Origin of the sequence: Algoriphagus vanfongensis DSM 17529 (assembly GCF_000429465.1) — a bacterium.
GTDB lineage: Bacteria > Bacteroidota > Bacteroidia > Cytophagales > Cyclobacteriaceae > Algoriphagus > Algoriphagus vanfongensis.
Window position 1 is genome coordinate 1 of record NZ_AUBX01000010.1, and the last position, 18,816, is coordinate 18,816.

General features: G+C 42.4%; 15 protein-coding genes. 8 read left to right on the forward strand and 7 right to left on the reverse strand.

Going from position 1 to position 18,816, the window contains the following annotated elements; all coding sequences use genetic code 11:
• Nucleotides 1-691: 691 nt before the first annotated feature.
• The gene (locus G460_RS22575; RefSeq protein WP_157366872.1) at nt 692-868 is read right to left on the reverse strand and encodes a hypothetical protein; all 177 of its coding nucleotides are present in this window, start codon (nt 866-868) and stop codon (nt 692-694) included.
• Nucleotides 869-925: 57 nt separating this feature from the next.
• Here G460_RS22575 and G460_RS21460 point away from each other — a divergent pair, with 57 nt between their 5' ends.
• The 6 genes from G460_RS21460 to G460_RS0105250 all read left to right on the forward strand — a co-directional run bounded on the left by G460_RS21460 (nt 926) and on the right by G460_RS0105250 (nt 6,364).
• On the forward strand, nt 926-2,095 hold the full coding sequence (locus tag G460_RS21460; protein WP_084421156.1) for an AI-2E family transporter: 1,170 nt from the start codon (nt 926-928) through the stop codon (nt 2,093-2,095).
• Between the two features lie 378 nt (nt 2,096-2,473).
• On the forward strand, nt 2,474-2,848 hold the full coding sequence (locus G460_RS0105225; RefSeq protein WP_157366873.1) for a hypothetical protein: 375 nt from the start codon (nt 2,474-2,476) through the stop codon (nt 2,846-2,848).
• A 287-nt stretch (nt 2,849-3,135) separates the two neighbouring features.
• A complete protein-coding gene (locus G460_RS0105230) occupies nt 3,136-4,434 on the forward strand; it encodes a peptidoglycan DD-metalloendopeptidase family protein (RefSeq protein ID WP_084421158.1) in 1,299 nt (432 codons plus the stop codon).
• Between the two features lie 240 nt (nt 4,435-4,674).
• Nucleotides 4,675-5,205 carry a PRC-barrel domain-containing protein gene (locus G460_RS22585; RefSeq protein ID WP_051315933.1) on the forward strand — a complete coding sequence of 177 codons (531 nt, stop codon included), beginning with the start codon at nt 4,675-4,677 and terminating at the stop codon, nt 5,203-5,205.
• Between the two features lie 192 nt (nt 5,206-5,397).
• Nucleotides 5,398-5,793, forward strand: a complete 396-nt coding sequence (locus tag G460_RS21470; RefSeq protein WP_035464016.1) for a response regulator — start codon at nt 5,398-5,400, stop codon at nt 5,791-5,793.
• A gap of 223 nt (nt 5,794-6,016) precedes the next feature.
• Nucleotides 6,017-6,364, forward strand: a complete 348-nt coding sequence (locus tag G460_RS0105250; protein ID WP_026954373.1) for a hypothetical protein — start codon at nt 6,017-6,019, stop codon at nt 6,362-6,364.
• 135 nt (nt 6,365-6,499) lie between these two features.
• Here G460_RS0105250 and G460_RS0105255 read toward each other — a convergent pair whose 3' ends face one another.
• Entirely contained in the window at nt 6,500-7,093 is a 594-nt protein-coding gene (locus G460_RS0105255; protein ID WP_026954374.1) for a hypothetical protein, read from the reverse strand.
• A gap of 423 nt (nt 7,094-7,516) precedes the next feature.
• Between G460_RS0105255 and G460_RS0105260 the strand changes: the two genes are divergently transcribed.
• A complete protein-coding gene (locus G460_RS0105260; RefSeq protein WP_026954375.1) occupies nt 7,517-9,826 on the forward strand; it encodes a type IA DNA topoisomerase in 2,310 nt (769 codons plus the stop codon).
• 114 nt (nt 9,827-9,940) lie between these two features.
• On the opposite strand, the gene G460_RS0105265 is transcribed toward G460_RS0105260, so the two are convergent.
• The 3 genes from G460_RS0105265 to G460_RS0105275 all read right to left on the reverse strand — a co-directional run bounded on the left by G460_RS0105265 (nt 9,941) and on the right by G460_RS0105275 (nt 13,914).
• Nucleotides 9,941-11,458, reverse strand: a complete 1,518-nt coding sequence (locus G460_RS0105265) for a DUF4394 domain-containing protein (RefSeq protein ID WP_026954376.1) — start codon at nt 11,456-11,458, stop codon at nt 9,941-9,943.
• A gap of 99 nt (nt 11,459-11,557) precedes the next feature.
• A complete protein-coding gene (locus tag G460_RS0105270; protein WP_026954377.1) occupies nt 11,558-12,574 on the reverse strand; it encodes a cytochrome d ubiquinol oxidase subunit II in 1,017 nt (338 codons plus the stop codon).
• A gap of 2 nt (nt 12,575-12,576) precedes the next feature.
• A complete protein-coding gene (locus G460_RS0105275; protein ID WP_026954378.1) occupies nt 12,577-13,914 on the reverse strand; it encodes a cytochrome ubiquinol oxidase subunit I in 1,338 nt (445 codons plus the stop codon).
• 596 nt (nt 13,915-14,510) lie between these two features.
• Here G460_RS0105275 and G460_RS0105280 point away from each other — a divergent pair.
• Complete coding sequence (locus tag G460_RS0105280; RefSeq protein ID WP_026954379.1) at nt 14,511-15,992, forward strand: alpha-amylase; 1,482 nt, start codon at nt 14,511-14,513, stop codon at nt 15,990-15,992.
• A 156-nt stretch (nt 15,993-16,148) separates the two neighbouring features.
• Here G460_RS0105280 and G460_RS0105285 read toward each other — a convergent pair whose 3' ends face one another.
• Both G460_RS0105285 and G460_RS0105290 read right to left on the reverse strand, forming a co-directional pair.
• The gene (locus G460_RS0105285; RefSeq protein ID WP_026954380.1) at nt 16,149-17,759 is read right to left on the reverse strand and encodes an ATP-dependent DNA ligase; all 1,611 of its coding nucleotides are present in this window, start codon (nt 17,757-17,759) and stop codon (nt 16,149-16,151) included.
• Complete coding sequence (locus G460_RS0105290) at nt 17,756-18,787, reverse strand: ligase-associated DNA damage response exonuclease (protein ID WP_026954381.1); 1,032 nt, start codon at nt 18,785-18,787, stop codon at nt 17,756-17,758. The genes G460_RS0105285 and G460_RS0105290 overlap by 4 nt, the downstream gene beginning before the upstream one ends.
• Nucleotides 18,788-18,816: the final 29 nt, after the last annotated feature.

An 18,816-nucleotide genomic window follows, 5' to 3' on the forward strand; every position in this document is an offset into this window, starting at 1 on the left:
ATCTTCCATCCAAATGGAGATGAAAGTTCATCGCGCTTTCATCTCCCCATAATGTTTCTCTTCTTTTCTGTCAATTACCCCTGTAGAAACTTCCCTACACATGAGGAATCTTATCCACAAGATTTTCAATTGATTACAAAGGAATCTCAGTTAAAACATCCAACTCTAGATTTTTTTTCAATTGTTCTTTATCAGTCAAATCAAGTCTGAGAGGGATCACAAAGACCAGATCACTTCCAATCGCCAAGCGGTCAATCCTTCTTTTGGGTTTTCAAGAAGGTTCTCAATAGACCACACATTTTTTCTCCTTAGTTGATTTACCAGGGTGTCATATTGTCTAGGACTCTGCCTTGATCATACCATACCTTCGGCCCTGTACGGCAACTATTCATGCCCTGTGTAGGAGATTACTCTAAGATCAGATTGTCTATGGATTTCCGGATGTAGTCTCGAATTTTAGAAAAATCATATTTTCCTGATTGGACGGACTTAATGTAAGCTATTCCTTTGATTCCCAATAAAACAGCTTGCTAGGCATTTGCCAGAGTTCCGAAGTGCCACATCGACTTCCCAAAGTTTAGTCAGAGATAGGTTTCAGACAGCTCGATCTCTAATTTTCCCAATCGAAACACCATCCGTCGAATTACCATTTATAAGGAAATGCATCAAATTTTCTGATGAGGATTTTCTTTTACGAAAGTGGCCTAGTAGCAGTGACCACCTCCCCCATGGAAGACTCCTCCGCTTCTGGGTCCAAAATTCTAATTTCGCCGAATTCTGACCCTGCGTACGCCAATTCCAAAATACCTATACCATAAGCGCTGTCATCATGAGTGATCAAAATCTCCCTTGTCAGTCGTTTAGTCACTCTTTTTGTATGCAACTAGCGCACATAGCTTTATTCAATCATTAAAAAACCTATCCCATGAAGACAAAGGAAATAGTACTCAGTTTCGCATTACTTGTACTGGGAACGTACTTCCTGATCAAGGGCGTGACGGCAGCTGCTACTTTCCTTATCCCTTTGGTTTTTGCGGGGGTACTTGCCCTGATATGCATTCCCTTGTCTAGGAAACTAGAGCATATTGGCCTGTCTAGAGGCTTTGCTTCATTCCTCTGTGTCATAGGAAGCATAGTTGCTTTTTTATCCATTTTCGTTTTGGTATCTGCACAAATCAGCAATGTAGCCGAGCGATGGCCTGAAGCCAAAGAAACTTTAAAACCCAAACTGGAAAATGCCCAAACTTTCATCCGTGAAAAAACAGGCATAAGTACTCAAGAGCAGATGCAGATGCTCTATGGCTCATCTCCAGACAGCACAAAGACTTCATCCAGCCCCAATCTGGAGGAACCTTCTGAAATGATCAGCCCAGATGCAAAAAAGAAGGTAGGACTACTCGTCATGGACTTTTTTGGATTTTTAGGCAATGCCACTCTCAGCTTTATCTATCTGTTTTTTCTGCTGTTTTATCGGCGCAAAGTCAAGCTTTCCATTCTTAAATTTTTCAAACCAACCAATCAAGAAATGGCGAAGGAGGTCATGGCGAAGGCGATCCAGCTTTCAGTGAATTTCTTGGTAGGACGACTCACACTTATTCTATTTCTAGCCATCATCTACAGTGTCGGCATGTCCATAGCCGGATTAGAAAATGCGGTTTTGATTGCTATCATCGCAGCTGTCTTGTCCCTACTCCCCTATTTAGGCAATATAATCGGGTATGCACTGGCGATCAGCCTGTCCGTATTTGGTGGCGCTGATACGTGGTCATTGATTGTGGTCACTACGACCTACGGCTTGGCGCAATTCATAGAGTCCTACATTCTCGAACCTTATGTCGTGGGAGAAAAAGTCGATTTAAATCCTTTGGTGACCATAGTCATAGTGGTCTTGGGAAGCTCTATCTGGGGAATATCCGGAATGATATTGAGTATTCCATTGGCTGGCATATTAAAAATAATTTTTGACGCTACAGAAGGCTTGAAGCCTTTAGGATATGCATTGGGAGAAGAGGATATCGAAGGTCAGGACGAACAAGGGTTTCTCTCCAAATGGGGAGAAAAAATATGGAATAAGCTGAAAGGAAAATCAGATTAAAGTCTGACTATCATGAAAGATCTTTCTTACACTGAGCAAAATAGCCGTGGGTTGAATAGGGTTTCTGCACCACAGTTTGGGAAAAAATTCTACCTATCTGGGTATAGGATATTCAGATCAAACCTCAACTAAACCTGGTAAAAAGATGAAAATTCCAATCAAGAAAAACGATTTCACCGGCTCCATCCACCCATAAAAAACAAGCTATAAACGCTTTAATTTCAGAATATTAAACCATTCAAGCAAAGCGTCACTTCGGTTTTTGGGCACTACCGCATTTACAAAGTATGAGAAATACTACTGCTTTCTGAAAGGGACTGGTTTTTGACCTACCTCTGTCAAATGAAACAACAATTCTGCTCACTAAATCCGAATTTTATGAAAACTCAATATATCATATATCCCGCGATGATAGCGGCACTGTCAACTGGCTGCGGCAATAGCGAATACAAGGAAGAAAACATGGAAGCTCAGGAATTGAGCGCGGAATCCTACGAGCAAGATACCATGGTGGTAAAGCGGGATGGCACCCTGATTACGGAGTCTTTTGAAGGACTCGACAGCTTGATGCTTCCACCTCAAGTGATCAGTACGATTGAAAAAGATGCAAATCTCTCCATATCCGACATTGTAAACACAAGTAGTAAAACCGAGGATTCCAAAACTATTTATGAAGTCGAGTTTAGGCTACAAGATGAATCAACCAAGAAGGTGGTATTCGATGAAAATGGTGATAGAATTCAAGAAATGTAATCCAACTACCTGAACCTTGATGCCTCCTACGGCCGACTTCCCGACCTCCTCTACTCAGAAATGAAGCAGTTCTATGAATGTAAATAGAGCAGACATATACGGAAAAAAAAGTTTCTATCCAGACCCTAGCTCAAATTCAACAAGCTACACATTCCTAATCAACAAGAAATCAAGCCAACAACCTGATAACAATAAAATTGGAAAGGGCAATTTTTTGGTTTGAGAAAAGCTGAAACTGGAGATTCTGTCTAAACAATAGTCTCCATCCTATAATCTCTACTCCTGTGATGATGAAATTCTTTCGCTTCTCCTATTTTCTGAGTTTATTAATCCTACTACTCACTGCATCTTGTTCCAAACCGGGGCTAGGAATATTCAAGTCTTCCTCTGCTCGCGAAACTTACCTAACTACCTTGAACAATTCAGGGCTATCCGATTCAAAAATCGGCCAAAATTGGATCTACAAAGCAAATGAATCTTTGAATACAGCTAGTGAGCTCACATTGCCCACCGCCATAAGTGGCTCATTCAAATCCAAAACGGTGGATGCCAATGCTTGGAAAATTTATCTGGAGAAAGGGACTACCGTCACTATTGAGATCAGCTGGTCAGCGACTGATAGTAGCATGTTGATAGTTGATTTGCTGGATGCCACTTCTAATGAGGAATTGGAATCACATGCCATTACCAAAGACTCTTTGCAGCTCGAAGCAGACAAAACAGGACCGTATTTACTCAGAATACAGCCTGAATTACTTGGAGAAGGGAATTTCCAAATTTTAATCAGTTCTGTCCAGACCTACGCTGTATTTCCTGTTCAGGGAAAAAACACAGCTTCAATCCAGAGTTTTTGGGGTGCTGCACGGGACGGTGGTGCCCGATCCCATGAGGGAGTGGATATTTTTGCCAGCAGAGGTACGCCTGTGCTAGCCCCAGTGAAGGGTGTAGTCACTTCTGTGCGTGATCGAGGGTTAGGAGGCAAACAAGTGTGGCTCAGAGATAGTGAGAGGAACTGGAGTTTGTATTTTGCCCATCTGGACAGTCAATTAGTCAGCAATTTGCAACGAGTAATGCCAGGGGACACATTGGGGCTAGTAGGTAATACGGGAAATGCAAGAACTACGGCTCCGCATCTTCATTTTGGGATTTATGAAAACGGAGCCTTTGATCCATTTCCAGTCATAAATACTGATCATAAGAATGCCGATCCTTTTCCACTCAAAGAAACCCCTACTCTATTGCTGATCAGCGTGGATCAGGCCAATGTACGATCAGGCCCTAAAACTGACGCTGACTTACTGTTCCAACTGACCAAATCCACTCCTGTACTGATTACTGCAAGCACTGCCGATTGGTATCAGATCAAAACTTTGGAGGGCAAAAGCGGCTTTATTTACCAGCAATTGCTAAGCGAACCTATGCAGGAGAGAATCACCGAAGCATCTGGTGTAGTTTATCCCTCTTTTGAAAATTTAAGCTATGGCCTGTCAGTAGATTTCGCTGATTTCACTAAAGTCGCTGAATTGGAATCATTTGAGGTCATTACGGATAAAGACGAAAACGTCTACTTCAAGGCTAAGGAATAGCAAAACCCCATATTTTATTCATAGAGCTCCAGTAATCAGATTCCACGGATGAATGCAAGTCTCTAAGTACCATCCGATAAAAGGTGATGCACCCCGTCCCAATATTTCCCTCAAACTGTGGAATCTTCTCACTTTCATTCAGCAGTACAACAGGCCTAAAACGCTAAAATGTACGATCAGGGCAGTGGCATAGGACTTGACTTATATATTATAAGTAAAGTTTAACTAACCAACAACACCATGAACACTACATTAAATTCACAAATCAGAGCCTCAAAGGCAGTAGACCGGAAAGTAAAAACCGCAAGAGATCAAAACGTCGGGTCGATCAAAGACCTAGTGATTAACACGTCCACTAAAAAAATTGACTATGTGGTTTTGAAAGTCGATGAAGGCTTCCTAAACCTCGGCTCAAAACTATTGGCTCTTCCATTTGAATCCTTTGAATTCCATCCGGCTCAGGAGGATATATTCATTGTAAAGGAAACGAAAGAAACTCTGGAAAACGCTCCGGGTTTTGACAGTGACAATTGGCCATCCGGTCCACAAGCAGAATTCCTTCATACCATGAGGACTTATTTCAGCCAAGAGCCACGAAGTCTGTATGGAAAATACGATCATCAAAATAGAATCTTCTTCACCGAAGAGGAGGTTTTGTCTGAAGGCAACGAGCGAATCAGAGATGCCAAATATGGAGATGGCTTCCTAGAAAGAGATCATCGTGGCTCCAGGCAATCAGAACGCAGAAGAGGCGGAGAGCCGATTTTATAAGCTTCGCTAACTTCTAACTACTAAAGGCTAATCTATTGCAGGTTAGCCTTTCTTTCGTAAGGACTAAAATCATAAATGTGAAATCGGGTGAAACCAAGAAATCTGCTAATTTTATATGATTGGAGATCTTCCCACAACAGCTCCATAGCTAGAGATACTCCATTCTATGACCTCTGAAAAAGTAGTAGCAACATGGTGAAACTAAAATCTATTCTGATAGTAGATGACGATTCTGATGATCGTAGTTTTTTCATCGAAGCAATCGCTCAGTCTAGCCCAGATGTTGAAGTCATGGAGGCAGAGGACGGCGAGATTGCATTAAGCTTACTTAAGAATTCGCTACAAAAACTACCTGATTACATTTTTTTAGATCTGAACATGCCTCGAAAAAATGGAAAATCCGTACTCACAGATCTTAAAAGAGACTTTCGCCTAAAGCATATTCCTGTTTACATATTTTCCACCTCATCTGACCCACAAGACAGGCAGGAAAGTATTGATTTGGGAGCAAATTCATTCATCACCAAACCTTTTGCACTCTGCGATTGGGTCAGTCAGGTCGGAGCTATTCTTGCGACCAAAAATTAAAACTCATCCAGAAACTGGGAAGAAATTCCCCAGAAGTAGTATTCACACGCCACAACTTTGCTCTGGAAAAACAAGAATTTTCAATAAAATGGATTTCCGTTTTATCCATTTCCTGCATTTTAAGCATCTCATTTGCCGCTAGAAAGCAAATGTCCCCCGACGCCTTTCTATGGCATTAAAGTTGGATTTTTTATACCGCTGCAAAACATCAAACTCAAAAGACATGGATTTACTTTATATAGTTCTAATCTCCTGTGGTATTATTTTCTTCTTTCTGATCATCTTGCTGGCGGAGACAAAAACAAGCAACAATATTGAAAGAAAAGGAAGCAAATTAACTGTCTGGCATCCGCTGAAAAAGGAAGTCATAGACTTAGAAACCGACCTGATCAGTTGGAATGTACAGAGAATGAAATTACTCTGGTGGGGTAAATTATACGCCGTCAATATGCAGCTCAAGTCTGGAAAATGGAAGAAAATTTACGCAAGATCACGTCGAGGAAAATTCTACAAACTGATCTCATACCTCAAAAAAAATGAGCTTAGTAAGCAAAGTCATCCATCCCTATAGGCTTGCTCATTTCTACTAATTCCCTTGAAAAAAGTGTCGATGCTTGCAAGGCACAAGCTCCTTAACTAAAAAAAACAGCGGTTTGCTTCCTTTCTACAAGAAGTAAACCGCTGCCCCTAATTTCATAAGCTTGATTTAATCTCCGCTGGTCAAAATCAATATGGCAACCAAATTGACACCGAACCCTATCGCCCAGTTAGTCCAAACCTTGCCTTGTTTTACTTTTTTGGCCTTTTTAGAGTACCCATTGTAATAGTCAGCCTTTTTCATCAACTCAGAATTTGGATAATCCAAGTTCTCGTCTTTTGGCTGGGTAGAAGAGGTGGCAATAGCAGGCACCAAGCCGACAATCGGCGATACCAAACTAGCTATCAATGTTCCTGTCCCCGCGCCTTTGTAGCCTTTGTAATACTTCCCGGCATCCATCTGACCTTGTACATATAGATCTTGATTTTGGCTATCTGAGTAAAATGCTACAGAATTATCCGATTCCGACCCAAAAATATCTTTGGTCCCATTTTCATAGCGAATCATTACAATCATGGATTTTCTCAGGGTATAGCTAGGCCCTTCTTGATTGTCAAATTTCTTGTACGTCACTTCCGTCTCAGTCACTTCCAACACTTTTGACTCTATATCTTCTCCCTTTTTTGTAATGATGATGTCTTGGGAAAAACCAAGAGATACTACCCCTAAAAAGGCAAAACATGAAATAAACCAGGTTTTCATTTAGTAATTTTTAAAATTAGAAATACACGAATCCTGCCTTCAAAAAGCATTAGCAGTACGCCTTTCAGGCAAACTCGAAATTCTCTTTTTTTTCCAACATTCAAACTATTTCAAGTCAGGATTTCTGGATAAAAAATCATATTTACCTACAGCTTAGAACATAAAACTCTAACTATAAATCGCTTAGAGCTATGAAGTTCCTAGAAAATTTCAGAGTGCTTATTCTGAAGGACTAAGAAAGCACTGGCAGCAAAAATGGATGGGTTTATTTTCTCCTGAAAATTCAGAAAAAGACAGTGTGGAGAATCCTATTTGACTTATAAATTACTAGCTGATTGATTCACAGACATCAAAGCATTTCTCCTTGTATTACTTCCCGATAAGCCTTCTGAGCCTATCCTATTTTACCTATTTTTGCTTTGGATGATTGTTTGTATTGCTGAAAAACCAAGTGTCGCCCGTGAAATCGCCGCCGTATTAGGAGCGAATCATAAGCATGATGGGTATTTTGAAGGGAATGGTTATCGAGTGACCTATACGTTTGGACACTTTTGCACCTTATTCGAGCCAAACGATTACGAATCCCGCTGGAAAAGCTGGAACCTCAGCTATTTGCCGATGCTACCAGGCAAATTCAAAACCAAAGTAGTAGACAATCCCGGAGTCAAAAAGCAATTTGACATTGTAAAAAAACTGTTTGATTCTGCAGATTTGGTAATCAACTGTGGGGATGCCGGCCAAGAGGGAGAACTGATCCAGCGATGGGTCATCGAGCAGGCAGGGTACAAAGGTGAAGTCAAGCGTCTCTGGATTTCTTCCCTGACCTCCGAAGCTATTCAAGAAGGTTTCGAAAAGCTCCAACCCTCCGCGAAGTATGATAACCTATATTATGCAGGATTTTCGAGAGCCATTGGAGATTGGCTGCTAGGTATCAATGCCACGCGGCTATACACAGTCAAGCATGGAGGGTACAAGCAAGTCCTGTCCATAGGAAGGGTGCAAACTCCTACCCTGGCGATGATTGTCAATCGCTTCAAAGAAATTCAGAATTTTCAGCCACAGCCTTACTGGGAACTGCAAACGGTCTATCGGGAGACTACTTTCAACTGCGAGGAGGGCAAGTTCCTGCAAAAAGCAGATGGGGAAGCCTTTGCCAAAGTAGTAAAGGAACATGATTTTGAAGTAGTGTCCATCGAAAAGAAAAAGGGGAAAGAATATGCCCCCAAACTCTTTGATCTGACAGGCTTACAGGTGTACTGCAACAACAAGTTCGGCCTCTCAGCCGATGAAACTCTTAAAATTGCACAGCAACTTTATGAACAAAAGATAATCACCTACCCGAGAGTAGATACCACCTTTTTACCAAACGATATTTACCCAAAAGCTCATGGCATTTTGGAAAAACTCACTGATTTCCAATCCTTGACCCAACCCTTATTGGGCAAGAAATTAAAGAAGTCGTCCAAGGTATTCAATGACAAAAAGGTAACTGATCATCACGCCATCATTCCTACAGGTGTCCAGGCCAATCTGCATGGGAATCAGCGCAAAGTATATGATATCATTGCCAGGCGCTTCATCGCTATATTTTATGACGATTGCTCGGTAGCCAACACTACTGTTTTTGGAAAAGTAGACAGCGTTTCATTCAAAGCTACCGGAAAGGTCATTTTGGAAAAAGGCTGGAGAGTAGTCTTTGAAAGTGCTGAAAGCAAACCGAAAAAAGAGAAAGATGAGCTCCCGCTCTTTAAGAAGGGGGAAAAAGGTCCTCACGAACCTTCCTTTGTAGAGAAAGAAACCAAAGCTCCAAAGCATTTCACGGAAGCGAGTCTTTTGAGGGCTATGGAAACAGCCGGCAAACAGGTAGACGACGATGAGTTGCGGGAATTGATGAAAGAAAACGGGATAGGCCGCCCCTCAACTCGGGCAAGCATCATAGAGACCTTATTCAGAAGGCAGTACATAGAGCGGAACAAAAAACAGATTTTGCCTACTGCTACAGGCATTCAATTGATCGATATCATCCAAAACAATCTCCTGACCTCGGCTGAACTGACCGGCCAGTGGGAAAAGCAATTGAAAGAGATAGAGAAGGGGAATTTTCATGCGGGAGCATTCGTGCAAAACATGAAAAAAATGGTTCACCAGCTAGTGCATGAAGTGATTCGAGCGCAAAGTCACGCAATCATTTCCCATCAAGCCGAAGCCCAAGCCCAAAGCGAGCCAAAACCGAAAAGCACTACGGCTCTGGTAGGATTTGAATGTCCTAAATGCCAAAAAGGAACTCTGCTCAAGGGAAAATCGAGCTTCGGGTGTAGTAGCTACAAAAGTGGATGTGACTTTTTATTACCTTTTTCTTTCGAAGGAAAGAAAATCTCCGAAAAGCAGTATTTACGATTAGTACAAAAAGGATCTACCGTCAACTTAAAAGGATTTAAAACCTCCACGGGAGATAAAGAAGGTCTGATCCGATTCAAAGAAGGTTTTCAACTTGTTTTTGAGGAAAAGAAAGGAAGTGCCTCTTCAGGTTCTGAAAAAACTCCTCGGGTAATTCCTTGCCCCCTATGTCTACAAGGAACGGTCATCAAAGGCAAAAAAGCTTACGGATGCAGTGCCTACAAAGATGGATGTGACTTTAGATATGCATTTGACAGCCTTCGAAAAAATGCGAATAATAAACCACTCACTGAAGAACTGGTGATTTCTCTGCTAAAGGAAAGTGTGAGTGGATAAATAGTAAACTATTAGACCTATAAAGACCTATCGGAACGGTTTCAGTTTGTTTGACAGCAAACAAAAAAAGCGGACCCTAGTGATCCGCCTTTTCACAACTATTCAACCAATTTATCAAAACCCTAATCCGACGGCCATGGCATTAGGGCTAAAACTTACGTCACTTACTTTCATCGCTTCGCCGGTCATGAGGTCGATCTGATATACTCCGGTGACACCGGAAACCTGAAGCAGAGCATAGGCCATTCCTGACGTTCCACCTATATCAAATCCATTTTCCTCGCTAAACTCAAGTCCAAGATCTCCCACGGCTACCAGTACACCATCATTTGGAGGAATCTGCTTGTACAGCATATGATCCATGTGATCCAACACAAACAAGGTGGTTTGGGTCGTACCAGCAAAATTATCTGAATAGGCCGCTGCAGAAACCATCGGCATGCCCGGATTCAAATCTCCATCGATAGCTACGACTGTGCCTAGATCCGGATGTAACCTCAAATTCTGACCAGCATCAGTCACCAAGCGAATTCTATCTACAGTAGGGTTAAAATCAAAACCGACCCAAGTCCCTTCAATCATAGGCGTAAAAGGATCTCCGATCTTCATCAACATCCCATTGGATGGATTCACGGAATACAATTGACTCCAGTTGGATACTGCCAAAAGCTGACCTTTTGCAGGTCTAAAGTCCAGCCCAACTATTTCTTCACCCTCACCCAATCCTTGTAAAGCGACCATAGTCGGTTGTGGCATCATTGGATTGAAGCGATAAAACATACCTTCAGCATCCGTTGCATAGGCAATTGGGTCTGTTTTGAAAGCCACGCTGATTACGTCTTCTTGGAATATGCCGATCCAAGAGGCATTTCCAGAAGCAAGATCAATCAAATAAAGTCTAGCTTGATTGGAAGTGGTCCTGCTGACTGCAAGAGCATAGGTATTGTCCGGGTTGATGTCCATATCTGTGGCTCCGTCAAAGTCTTCCCCCAAGTCACCAACTTCTTCCAGTCCCCCATCGTTTGGCGGCACCTGTTTGTAAAGTTTATCCTGATTGATATCTATATCAAACAAGGTGGTGGAAGTCGCTCCAGACACGCTGTTGGAATAAGCAACCGCACCAATCATGGGATTCATTCCTCCATTGATACTCCCATCAATAGCTACTACCATCCCGGTTTCGGGATGAAGCCTCAGGTTTTGCCCTGACTCAGAGACTACCCTTACACGATCTACGGTGGGGTTAAAATCTAGCGAAGCACTGGTCCCTTCTATAGCTGGAGAAAAGGCCATCTCACTGAGAGCTGTGGCCATCCCGGAGTTTTCATTGATTAAATACAGTTTGCTCGCCGAACTCAGGCCATACAGTTGACCTGTTGCAGGGCGATAGTCAATGGAGATGATGGATTCGCCTGACTCGAGTCCCGAGATCATCTTGGAGTCAACGGGGAAGTCTAAATCTCCTTCTTGATAGAAGTAAAGTTGATTGCCCTCTGCCAAAGCTGTGAAATCAATGGCTGGTGGATTTCCCGGATTTACTACTGGGGGATCATTGCTCTCTTGACAAGAAAAGGTGCCGATAGCCAAAAAAATCAAGGCTAGGATCGATGAGTTAATGGAATTCTTTTTCATAGGTTCAAAATTTTAAACACATCTACGAGGTAGAACCCCTACCTGGATTGACCCAAAAAGAGAAGTACTAATGGGCTTTAGAAAAGATACAGTCTTTGATCACTCTTTGGAAAAGGACTTATCCTTCTGAAAACTGTATAGTAAATAGTACAAAGAAGGTAAAATAAAAACACTTCCTATAAGCAATGCCCAAGCGAGTGTGGTGATAGGCTTTCCTGTAGCCGCTGAATTGAATACTGATAAATTGTCTCCTGACTTGGTGATGACAATATCCGGAAAGTAGTGGTACCCAAATGCTGACAAGATGGAGACCACCACAAAACCACCCAGTAATCTGGGGAAGGCTTTATTGCTTTTACCTAGATTAATCCATAGCAATCCCATTGCTATACTAGCTAAAACTAAAATCCCTATGGTAATCGATTCTCGTAGCAACAAACCCACTAGTGGCACTTCATCCACAACGCTGGCACCAAAAACCAATCCTCCTGAGAGCACGGTAAAAAGTATAAAACCTTTGGCCTTTCTCACCATTCCTTGCTTATCCGCTGGTCTTTTTGCTTCTCCTACCAAGAAAACAGAAGCCAGAAATCCACAAATGGCGATGGTGAAAATCCCTACTGAAACACTGAAAAAATTGAACCAAGGGTGAATGTATGCCTCATAAAACCCTACTGCTTCTGGATCTATTTGCCCTCCGACTGTAGCTCCAAATAGTAATCCCAGAAAAAAGGGTGTCACGAAGCTAGAATAAACAAATATCAGATTGTAGACCTTTTGCATTTCATCTTGGTAAGCATCGTAGTGTCTGAATACAAATGCCGTACCCCTGCCAATGATCCCGATAAGCATCAAAGCAAGGGGAATATGCAGGTGGACAGAAAGCAAGGTATAAATCGGCGGAAATCCCACGAATAGAATAACTATTGTGATGATCAACCACATATGATTCGCTTCCCATATCGGCCCTATCGTCTTATAGGTGGTGGACCGAAGTTGATCCCGCTTCGATGAGCTGGTGAACATCTCCACTATACCAGCTCCGAAATCAGCTCCCCCCAAGATCACATACAGCAACACGGACAAGCCCAAAAATATGATAACTACGTACAGCATGTTTAGGATTTAGAGTCTATCAATGGTTCTTTCTCTCCTTCTAAAATGTCCGGAACAGCCTTGATCTGGCGATACAGCAAAAACGCTACGATAGCTGCCAGAGAAATGTAAATTGCGGTAAAAATGAAGAAGGAATACTTAATACCAGGAATAGGCGTCACGGCATCTTTGGTGAGCATGATCTCATAGATAATCCACGGCTGCCTGCCTACCTCCGTGACGGTCCAGCCTGCTTCCAAAGCTAAAAATCCAAGGGGAGTTGCTGCCACGAAAAGCCAGAGAAACCATCGTTCTGATTGCCATTGTTTCTTTTTCCAGTTAGAAAAAAAATACAACAAACTTAATCCTACCAGCATCATCCCCAATCCCACCATGATCTGAAATGCAAAATGCGTCACCAAAACGGGAGGATGGTGTTCTTCTGGAAATTGGTCCAAGCCCTTAACTTCAGCTTCGAAATCACCATGGGCAAGGAAGCTCAAAGCTCCGGGAATCTTGATCGCATAATTCACTTCCTTCGTCTCTTCATCAGGAATACCTCCTAGGATGAGCGGCGCACCCTTTTCAGTCTCGAAATGAGCCTCCATCGCGGCTAGTTTCGCAGGTTGCCTCACTGCGATATCCTTGGCTGAGATATCACCAGAAATAGGCTGAAGTACCGCTGCCACTGCTCCAAATACGATAGCAATGGTGAATGCTTTTCGATGAAAATCCACATGCTTGCCTTTCATCATCATGTAAGCGTGAATTCCTGCTACTGCAAATCCGGTAGCTGTGAAGGCTGCCAAGGTCATATGTAGGGACTGAGTAAACCAAGCATCATTAAACAAAGCTTGAACGGGGTCAATATTTAAATACTTCCCATCGACAAAGTCAAAACCACTCGGACTATTCATCCAGCCATTGGCAGCGACTACTAATATTCCGGAAGCTAAACCACTGATGCCTACTACCACACCCGTAAACCAGTGAAACCAAGGCTTAAATCTCCCCCATCCATAGAGAAAAAATCCCAAAGCTATCGCTTCAATAAAAAAAGCGGTTCCCTCCAATGAGAAGGGCATTCCAAAAATTGGCCCTGCATGGAGCATAAACTCAGGCCACAAAAGTCCCAACTCAAATGAAAGCATGGTCCCAGATACAGCCCCTGTGACAAAAAATATTGCCACACCCTTACTCCATGCTTTGGTCAGATCTTTATACAGTGGATTACCAGATTTAAGATACTTGTAATGCGACGTCGCCATAAAGAAAGGCATCACCATCCCGATGCATGCAAAAATGATATGAAACCCTAGCGAAAGAGCCATTTGGGATCTGGCTGCGAAAAGATCATCCATAGAAAAATAGGCGATTAAATCTCCAGATCTTCATAATCGAGAGATATGTGACAGTTCTCTATCATTGACGAAGTAGCATGGACTATTGTTCCCAATAAGCTCTATTAATTAGAAATAAACTAGATGAAAATACCCGAGGGTTTGCCGCTTCCCCATACTTGAAAAATCGCAATGCACATATCTTAATAGATACGACCTGATACTCAACGGTTTTTTCTGGTGAAAAAGTGTATCCATTTTTCCTCAAAGTGTATTACAATTTCAATTGGATTTTAATCCTCTTCCCCCTTTCAAAGTCCATCTATCCCCAACACGAAAAATATATTTGTAAGACTTTCTCTTCGGCAAAATGCAAAATCCCCAACATCAAACTTGACTTATAGGTTTTTGTTGAACTTTTCACTCTAATCTGTAGAAGATCGTTAAACAAAAGTCTCCTTTTTACCCCCTAGTCTAAGAGTTCTATTTCAAAATACTTGCTAAAGAATAGTACTGCATTACAGTGAATCTTTTTCGCTCCGGATCATTCTCGTTGGCCAATCCACATGGCATACATTTTATAACCCAATCCTTCGAATCCTTTAAACCTTTTCCAAATGAATGGTACAATGATCCAGTATTTCCACTGGTATACTCCTGAAGGGAGTTTGTGGAATCAATTGAAAGAGCAAGCAGGTTTTCTCAAGGATCTTGGGATTACCAGTGTGTGGCTTCCGCCGGCATCCAAAGCTTCCACTGGAGGACTCAGTGTGGGCTATGATGCGTATGACCTGTATGATTTAGGTGAATTTGACCAGCAGGGCTCTATTCCGACTCGATATGGGACCAAGGAGGAGCTATTGGCAGCCGTTAAGGCTTTGAAAGAGAAAGACCTGAAGATCATTGTAGATATCGTGCTGAATCACAAAGCAGGAGGTGATGAAAAAGAAAAAGTCATGGCGATTAGAGTTGATGAGGAAAACCGAAACGAAATCGTCAGTGAACCTTTTGAAATGGAAGCCTATACCAAATTCACCTTTCCAGGAAGAAATGGGAAATACTCCGAATTCATCTGGGATCACCAATGCTTTACCGGGGTCGATCACAATGCAAAAAATGGAGATCATGGGATTTTTAGTTTTTTAAGCGAATATGGGGATGGCTGGGATGAGGTGATTGATGACGAAAAAGGGAACTATGATTTCCTGATGTATGCGGATATAGAGTTTCGCAATCCAGCGGTAAGGGAAGAGCTATTTCGCTGGGGCATTTGGCTGCACGACACTTTAGGCTTCGATGGCGTACGACTAGATGCAGTGAAGCATATTTCACCTCATTTTATGAAAGAGTGGTTGTTGAGATTGAGAGAACATACTGGAAAGGATATTTTCGCTGTAGGTGAATATTGGGCTCCGGGACTCTTGCATCTTCTGCAGCGCTACTTGGATACCACGGATGGGGAAATGTCTCTTTTTGATTCGTCTTTGCATCACAATTTTCACCATGCATCTACACTGGGAAATGGCTTCGATATGCGAAAAATTTTTGATGGAACGTTGGTACAAGTCTCCCCACACCTGGCTGTAACAGTAACCGACAATCACGACACACAGCCAATGCAAGCTCTGGAAGCACCTGTAGAGCATTGGTTTAAGCCATTGGCCTACGCCCTGATTCTCCTTAGAGCTGAAGGATATCCTTGCGTCTTTTATCCGGACTTATTCGGTGCGAGCTATTGGGATAAAGGAAGTGATGGAAACGATTACGAGATTTTTCTCAATAAAGTCGAAGAGATAGAAAAGCTCCTGCAACTCAGAAGAGACCATGCCTATGGAGAACAACGGGACTATTTCGATCATCCCAATTGTCTTGGTTGGGTAAGGACCGGAGATGAGGAACATCCTGCTTGCGCAGTGGTTCTTAGCAACGGGGATTCAGGGTTTAAACCAATGGAAATCGGAACGCTGTATGCGGGAGTCACCTTTGTTGACACATTGGGAAAAGTCGATGAGCGGATTGCTATCAGAGACGACGGTTGGGCTGATTTCAAATGCGCTCCGGGTTCTGTTTCCGTTTGGATTCCAGAATCTAGTCTATAAATGGCCCAAAAGTTCTCCTAAGTACAAACTAATCAATAGCCTCTTTTATAATCTACAAAAAAGCGGAGCCAAACACTCCGCTTTTCTACCACCCTATATAACTTACCTTAAGAAGGTTACATGTTTTTCTTATCTACAAAAGCAAGATGAGAGACGCTAGTTTGTCCCATACAGTTCCAAGAGTTGTCTCAGATCATCCAGCGTATTTATTTCATCTGGTTTTTTATCATGCCTCCATCTTTTTATTCTAGGGAATCTCACTGCCACGCCACTTTTATGTCTATTACTTTCTGCAATTCCTTCGAAAGCCAGCTCGAAAACCAAGTCTGGCTTTACAGTCCTCACAGGCCCAAATTTTTCAATCGCATTTCGCTTGACAAATGCATCTACCTGCGCAAACTCTTTATCTGTCAAACCGCTGTAAGCTTTTGCAAATGGCACTAGACTATCGCCATCCCTTACAGCAAAAGTGTAGTCAGTATATAAGTTGCTTCTTCTGCCGCTTCCCTTTTGCGCGTAGATCATGACACAATCTATGGTCATAGGATCTAGTTTCCACTTCCACCAGTCCCCTCTTTTACGCCCCGTTTGATACACACTGTCTTTTCGCTTTAGCATAAAACCTTCGGCATAATGCTGCCTGCTCTCCTCTCGCAATTCTCTTAGCTCCTGCCAGGTAGCACAAGTCACCACAGAGGACAGCTGTAACTTTTCGTGATTTACCAGCTTGACGACTTGTTCCAACGCGAGTCTTCTTTCTGCCAAAGGCCTACTTCTATAATCCTCAAAGTTTAACTCCAATAGATCGTAAGCAAAGAAACTCACCGGAGCCTCCTGCATGATTTTGTTTGATAGGTTCTTTCTGCCGATTCTTTTTTGCATCAAAGAAAAAGGAAGGGGTTCATTTCCGTTAGCGACAATGATCTCTCCATCTAGGACAGTGCCATCTGGCAGTAGCTTACAAATCGGGTCATATTCTGGAAACTTATCTGTCATCAACTCTTCGCCACGACTCCATACAAAAAACTCGTTGTTACGCTTAATCAGTTGTCCTCGGATGCCATCCCATTTCCATTCCGCTTGCCAATCTTCAATGCTCCCAAGTGATTCCGGTTCTGCTTCTAATGGATAAGCCAAATAAAATGGATACGGTCTTGAATCATCCGCTAAGCTTCCCGCATCGTTCAGCAGTTCATCAAATGTAATTTTGCCGGGATCCCATTTTCCACTGATCCGGTGGGCGATCACTGCGGGCTCTAGCTGAGTCACTTTTGCCAACGCTTTCACCATCAGCTGCTGGGAAACACCAATCCGAAAGGAACCACTCAATAGTTTATTGAAAATAAAACGCTCGGTGACCGTTTGTAGCTCTTTCCATCCCTGTAGCATGACTTGTTTACGCTCTGCTTCTGTTGCTTTCTCTACTTGATGAAATGCTTCTATATAATGAGTCAATGAATGGTCAGCAGGATGAGTATCTGGAGTGTAGTAGGCATCTATCAGCAAGGCTATCGTTTCTGAAAGATCTCCTACAGTATGATAGCATTCTTCTACGAGCCATAGTGGAAGCTGACAATACTCTGCGCACCATACTCTCAATAGCGTAGAAGATATGGTTCGTTTGGGCCTTCTACCTGTAAATAAGGCTATCACCCATACTTTATCCCTGTCGGAGGCATTGTGAAAATATTCTTCTAGCGCTCCTATCTTCTCGTTCGTTTTAGTAGTCGCCATCAACCTATCTACAAGACTCGCAAAAAATTTCATGAGGATGGGTGATTGAGTTGGTCTGCTTCTTTTTCTGTCTCCTCTTCGGCTTCATTACCATAGGCAGTTTTTACTTCAGAGGCATCTATCCCTATTTCATTCAAATACTTGGTAAACACGGATTGAAAGCCATGTGTGACAAAAGCCTTTTCGCAACCTGTCGCTTTGATACTGGAAAGCAATCCCTCGAAATCACAGTGATCACTGAGGACAAAACCTTTGTCTGCGTTTCTTCTTCTTTGATTTCCTCTTACCTGCATCCATCCACTGCAAATAGCTGTACGATAGGGAGTAAACTTCTTCATCCAAGAAGTACCATCAGCTCCCGGTGGAGCTACGATTACGGCATTTCTATACTTTTCCTTAGGTAATTCGTTGGAAATACGTATCACTTTCACATGATGCAGCTGGTGAGCCAGCAAGACCTCCTGCATGTTATAGATAGCTCCATGCACATAAATCTCATCTGTTACTTGACTGATAGCACCAAGTATTCTCTGCGCTTTTCCAAGGCTATAGGCTAGGAGAACTGATGCTTTGCCCTCCTGTTTATTCTGCAAAATCCATTGCTGCATATCATTATAAATATGCTGCTGTGGTTTCCATTTGTAGATAGGCAAACCAAAGGTACTTTCCGTAATGAATGTATGACATCGGACAGGAGCGAATGCGCCACTGATGCCATCATCTTCCGTTTTATAATCTCCGGAAAAAACATACACTTCCCCCTTATACTCAACTCTTACTTGGGAAGAGCCGATGACATGGCCTGCAGGATGTAGTGAGACTGTCACCCCATTGATGGTTAATTTTTGATCCCACACTACTGTCTGATAATTGGCCTCTCCCAATCGGTGCTGCAGAATGGGTTTGGAGTAAGTATGGCACAAATAATTCTTGCTTCCTCCCTTAGCATGATCACTATGTCCATGTGTAATGATCGCATGATCCACTGGTCTCCATGGATCAATGTAAAATCCACCTTTTGTACAAAACAGTCCCTTATCTGTAAATTGTATAAGTCCCATAATACCAATCAAATATTCCTATTTTTAAC

Bases quoted from the DNA above. Each gene is read 5' to 3' on its own strand.
- G460_RS21460 (WP_084421156.1), top strand. From the start codon at position 926: ATGAAGACAAAGGAAATAGTACTCAGTTTCGCATTACTTGTACTGGGA.
- G460_RS21470 (WP_035464016.1), top strand. From the start codon at position 5,398: ATGGTGAAACTAAAATCTATTCTGATAGTAGATGACGATTCTGATGAT.
- G460_RS0105290 (WP_026954381.1), bottom strand. From the start codon at position 18,787: ATGGGACTTATACAATTTACAGATAAGGGACTGTTTTGTACAAAAGGT.
- G460_RS0105250 (WP_026954373.1), top strand. From the start codon at position 6,017: ATGGATTTACTTTATATAGTTCTAATCTCCTGTGGTATTATTTTCTTC.
- G460_RS0105265 (WP_026954376.1), bottom strand. From the start codon at position 11,458: ATGAAAAAGAATTCCATTAACTCATCGATCCTAGCCTTGATTTTTTTG.
- G460_RS0105260 (WP_026954375.1), top strand. From the start codon at position 7,517: ATGATTGTTTGTATTGCTGAAAAACCAAGTGTCGCCCGTGAAATCGCC.
- G460_RS0105280 (WP_026954379.1), top strand. From the start codon at position 14,511: ATGAATGGTACAATGATCCAGTATTTCCACTGGTATACTCCTGAAGGG.
- G460_RS22585 (WP_051315933.1), top strand. From the start codon at position 4,675: ATGAACACTACATTAAATTCACAAATCAGAGCCTCAAAGGCAGTAGAC.
- G460_RS0105275 (WP_026954378.1), bottom strand. From the start codon at position 13,914: ATGGATGATCTTTTCGCAGCCAGATCCCAAATGGCTCTTTCGCTAGGG.
- G460_RS0105255 (WP_026954374.1), bottom strand. From the start codon at position 7,093: ATGAAAACCTGGTTTATTTCATGTTTTGCCTTTTTAGGGGTAGTATCT.
- G460_RS0105285 (WP_026954380.1), bottom strand. From the start codon at position 17,759: ATGAAATTTTTTGCGAGTCTTGTAGATAGGTTGATGGCGACTACTAAA.
- G460_RS0105225 (WP_157366873.1), top strand. From the start codon at position 2,474: ATGAAAACTCAATATATCATATATCCCGCGATGATAGCGGCACTGTCA.
- G460_RS0105270 (WP_026954377.1), bottom strand. From the start codon at position 12,574: ATGCTGTACGTAGTTATCATATTTTTGGGCTTGTCCGTGTTGCTGTAT.
- G460_RS0105230 (WP_084421158.1), top strand. From the start codon at position 3,136: ATGATGAAATTCTTTCGCTTCTCCTATTTTCTGAGTTTATTAATCCTA.